The sequence below is a fragment of the Rhizomicrobium sp. genome, from assembly GCF_056722145.1.
Map to the genome: position 1 here is coordinate 1 of NZ_JBWZET010000234.1, position 3,888 is coordinate 3,888.

A 3,888-nucleotide genomic window follows, 5' to 3' on the forward strand; every position below is an offset into this window, starting at 1 on the left:
TTGGGATCGAAGATGATGTCTTCCGGTGGAAAGCCGATCCGGTTCACCAGAATGTCGTAGGCGCGCGCGCAGATCGCGACATTGCGCTCTTCGTTGTCGGCCTGGCCCTGCTCGTCGAACGCCATCACCACCACGGCGGCCCCGAAGCGGCGCACCTCGCGGGCGTGCTCGACGAACGCGGCCTCGCCTTCCTTCAGCGAGATCGAATTGACGATCGGCTTGCCCTGGACGCATTTGAGGCCGGCAACGATCACGCTCCATTTGGAACTGTCGATCATCACCGGCACCTTGGCGATGTCGGGCTCGCCGGCGATGAGATTGAGGAACCGCGTCATCGCCGCTTCGGAATCAAGCAACCCCTCGTCCATGTTGATGTCGATGACCTGGGCGCCGGCTTCGACCTGCTGGCGGGCGACATCGAGCGCGGCGTCATAATCGCCGCCGACGATCAGCTTCTTGAACTTCGCCGAACCGGTGACGTTGGTGCGCTCGCCGATGTTGACGAAATTGGTCTCGGGCGTGACGGTAAATGGTTCGAGGCCGGAAAGGCGCAGATATTTCGGCTTTTGCGAAATCGCGCGCGGCGTGACGCCGTCGATGGCTTCGGCAAACGCCCTGATGTGATCCGGCGTCGTGCCGCAGCAACCGCCGACGATGTTGACCAGTCCCGCGCGCGCGAATTCGCCGATCTTCTCGGCCATCTCCGACGGGGTATCGTCGTAGCCGCCGAATTCGTTGGGTAAGCCGGCGTTGGGATGGGCCGACACCAGCGTATCGGCGACGGCGGCGATCTCGGCGACGTACTGGCGCATCTCGGCAGCGCCGAGCGCGCAATTGAGACCGACCGCGAACGGTTCGGCATGGCGCACCGAATGCCAGAACGCTTCCGCCGTCTGACCGGTCAGGGTGCGCCCGGAACGGTCGGTGATGGTGCCCGAAATCCATACCGGCAGGCGCACGCCCAATTCTTCGAACACTTCTTCGATGGCAAAGATCGCCGCCTTGGCATTCAAGGTGTCGAAGATGGTTTCCACCATCAGGATATCGGAGCCACCTTGCATCAGTCCGCGAGCCGCTTCGCGGTAGGTCGCGCGCAACGCGTCGAAGGTGATGTTGCGGTAGGCCGGATCGTTGACGTCGGGCGAGATCGACGCGGTGCGGTTGGTCGGACCCAGAACGCCTGCCGCCAGCCGCGGCCGCTCCGCCGTGGTGCGCTCATCGCAGATCGCGCGGGCGAGTTTGGCGCCTTCGAAGTTCAGCTCGTAGACCAGATCTTGGAGCCCGTAATCGCCTTGCGCCGGTGCGCTGGCATTGAAGGTGTTGGTTTCGAGAATGTCGGCGCCGGCATCGAGATAGGCATGGCCGATGTCGCGGATGAGATCGGGCCGCGTCAGGGTGAGAAGATCATTGTTGCCCTTGAGATCGTGCGCGTGCGCGGCAAACCGGTCACCGCGAAAATCGCCTTCCTGCAGGCGATAGCCCTGGATCATCACGCCCCAGGAACCGTCGAGCAGGAGCACGCGCCGGCGCGCCTCGTCCTTCAGCCAGCGGATACGGGCAGCACGATCGAAGCTCATAAGGTGTCCTTCACGCCCAAGACTTTCAGCCCAAGGATGCGGCAGGTCGCATAAGTCAGGTCGGCCTGGTTCAAGGTGTAGAAGTGGAACTGCTCGAAGCCATAGGCGTGCAGCGCGCTCACCTGTTCGGCCAGCACCGCGGACGCCACGATGCGCCGGCTTTCGAGATCATGGTCGAGGCCTTCATACAGTGCCGAAAGCCACGACGGCACCATCGCGCCGCAGCGTGCCGACATGTTGCGGATGCCTTTGAAGTTGGTGGTCGGCATCAGGCCGGGCACGATCGGCACCGAAATGCCCCAGCGGTCGGCGCGATCGCGAAAACGCGCCAGCGTTTCGGGCACAAAACAGAACTGGGTGATGGCGCGCGAGGCCCCGGCCTCTACCTTCCGCTTGAGCAAGTCGAGATCGTGTTCCAGCGATGGCGATTCCGGATGCCTTTCGGGATAGCACGAGACGCTGACCTGGAAATCACCCGCGCCGCGGATGCCGCGGATGAGATCGGGCGTCGACTGATATCCGTCCGCATGGGGTTGATAGGGCAACGCCATCGCCGCCATGTCGCCGCGCAACGCCACGATATGGCGCACGCCCGCACCCCAATACTGCGCCACGATCTCGTCGATCTCCGCTTTTGGCGAGCCGACGCAGGTCAGATGCGCGGCGGGCTTGAGCGCGGTCTCCTGCACGATGCGCTTAACGGTGGCGTGAGTGCGGTCGCGCGTCGAGCCACCGGCGCCATAGGTCACCGATACGAACGCCGGCGCCAGCGGCTCCAGCCGCTTGATGGCGGTCCAAAGCTGCGCCTCCATCTCGGCCGTCTTCGGCGGCGAGAATTCGAACGACACGCCGATCGGCTTTTCGGTAGTGAAGATATCTTTCAGGCTCATGCCGCCACCTCAAGCGTCGCGGCGGGGCTTTGGCCCAGCCAGATCTGCACGATGAGTTGTTCCTTGGAATCGGTGTGTGGCGCGATCGCTTCGGCGGCAGCGAGTTTCAGGCCGGCTTGGCCGAACCAGCCCTGCACTTCCTTGTCGGCAAAGCCGAGACGGCGGTGGGCATAGTCGTCGCGCAGGAACTCGAGCCCGTGCGGCGCGAAATCGGCGATCAACAGACGCCCACCGGCCCGCAGCACCCGCGCCCCTTCGGCCACCGCCGCAGCGGGATCGTCGAGGTAGTGCAATACCTGATGAAAGATCACCACGTCGAAACCGGTGTTTGCGCCGCCGGCGTCGAACGGCAACCGGTAGGTGTCGCCGAGCCGCACCTGACAATTGGGCAGGGCGCTCCGCAGCAGCCGGTCGCGGGCGATCGCAAGCATTTCCGGACTGGAATCGATGCCGATGGCGCGCTTGGTGTGGGACGCCAGCAGTTCCAGCATCCGCCCGGTGCCGGTGCCCGCGTCGAGCATCTGGTCGATCGGCTTTTCCGCCAAATGGCGCAGGATCGCCTCCTCCACCTCGCGCTCGGGGGCGTGTAGCGAGCGGATGCGACCCCATTCGGAGGCGTTGGCCTTGAAGTAGGCTGCCGCTTCGGCGGCCCGCTTTTCGCGTACGGCCGCAAGGCGCTTGAGGTCGGCATCCGGCGGCCCCGGCAACAAACCGGCCAAGGTGGCGCCGAGATCGGCCCCTTTGCCCTCGTCGGTGGCGCGGTAGAACACCCAGCTACCCTCCTTGAAGCGCGCGATCAGCCCGGCACTGCACAAGAGCTTCAGATGCCGCGACACCCGCGGCTGGCTTTGGCCGATGATCTCGATCAGCTCGGACACCGTCAGCTCGGCCTGGCGCAGCAGAAGAAGCAGGCGCAACCGCGTCGGGTCGCCAGCGGCACGCAACATCGCGACAAGCCAGTCCATGGAAAGATGCCCTGCAACATATAAACATATCTTTATATGCTTCGATTGACCGCCTGTGCAAGGCCCCCGAAACCTGGGACCGTAAGCCCTGGTGGGACAAGCGCCCGGGCTCGGGCGATACCGGTAACATTATGGACCTGAAGGCTTTTCTCGTTGCTGCGGGACTGGTTCTCGGCGGCTGTGCGGCGGCTCCGAGCGCCTCCGGACCGAACGATCCCTATGAAGCAACCAACCGGGCGATCTTTGAACTCAATCTAAAAGTCGACCGTTTGGCGCTCCGCTCCACCGCCGAGCGCTACCAGACCTATGTCCCCGAGGATGTCCGCGACTCGCTGCGCGCCGCGCTCGACAACCTCCATGCCCCAGTGGTGGTCGCCAACGACCTGTTGCAGGCGGAAGGCAGTCGCGCCGGCACCATGACCGGCCGCTTCCTGATCAACTCCACGCTTGGCCTCG

4 protein-coding genes are annotated in these 3,888 nt (G+C 64.2%); 1 reads left to right on the forward strand and 3 read right to left on the reverse strand.

Annotated features, from left to right (window positions below):
- From AC1P6P_RS12680 to AC1P6P_RS12690, 3 genes are all read right to left on the reverse strand, one after another.
- On the reverse strand, positions 1–1,577 hold a 1,577-nt coding region (locus tag AC1P6P_RS12680), incomplete at its 3' end, for a homocysteine S-methyltransferase family protein (RefSeq protein ID WP_481402807.1).
- Positions 1,574–2,467: a methylenetetrahydrofolate reductase [NAD(P)H] gene (metF, locus tag AC1P6P_RS12685; RefSeq protein WP_481402808.1), complete on the reverse strand. Its 894-nt coding sequence runs from the start codon at positions 2,465–2,467 to the stop codon at positions 1,574–1,576. The genes AC1P6P_RS12680 and metF, both read right to left, overlap by 4 nt.
- Positions 2,464–3,432, reverse strand: coding sequence for an ArsR/SmtB family transcription factor (locus tag AC1P6P_RS12690; protein WP_481402809.1), 969 nt, complete (start codon positions 3,430–3,432; stop codon positions 2,464–2,466). The genes metF and AC1P6P_RS12690 overlap by 4 nt, the downstream gene beginning before the upstream one ends.
- 131 nt (positions 3,433–3,563) lie before the next feature.
- Between AC1P6P_RS12690 and AC1P6P_RS12695 the strand changes: the two genes are divergently transcribed.
- Positions 3,564–3,888, forward strand: a 325-nt coding sequence (locus tag AC1P6P_RS12695) for an MlaA family lipoprotein (protein WP_481402810.1), incomplete at its 3' end; no start/stop codon positions are given.

Coding starts and splice junctions, on each gene's coding strand:
- metF (WP_481402808.1), bottom strand. CDS start 2,467: ATGAGCCTGAAAGATATCTTCACTACCGAAAAGCCGATCGGCGTGTCG.
- AC1P6P_RS12690 (WP_481402809.1), bottom strand. CDS start 3,432: ATGGACTGGCTTGTCGCGATGTTGCGTGCCGCTGGCGACCCGACGCGG.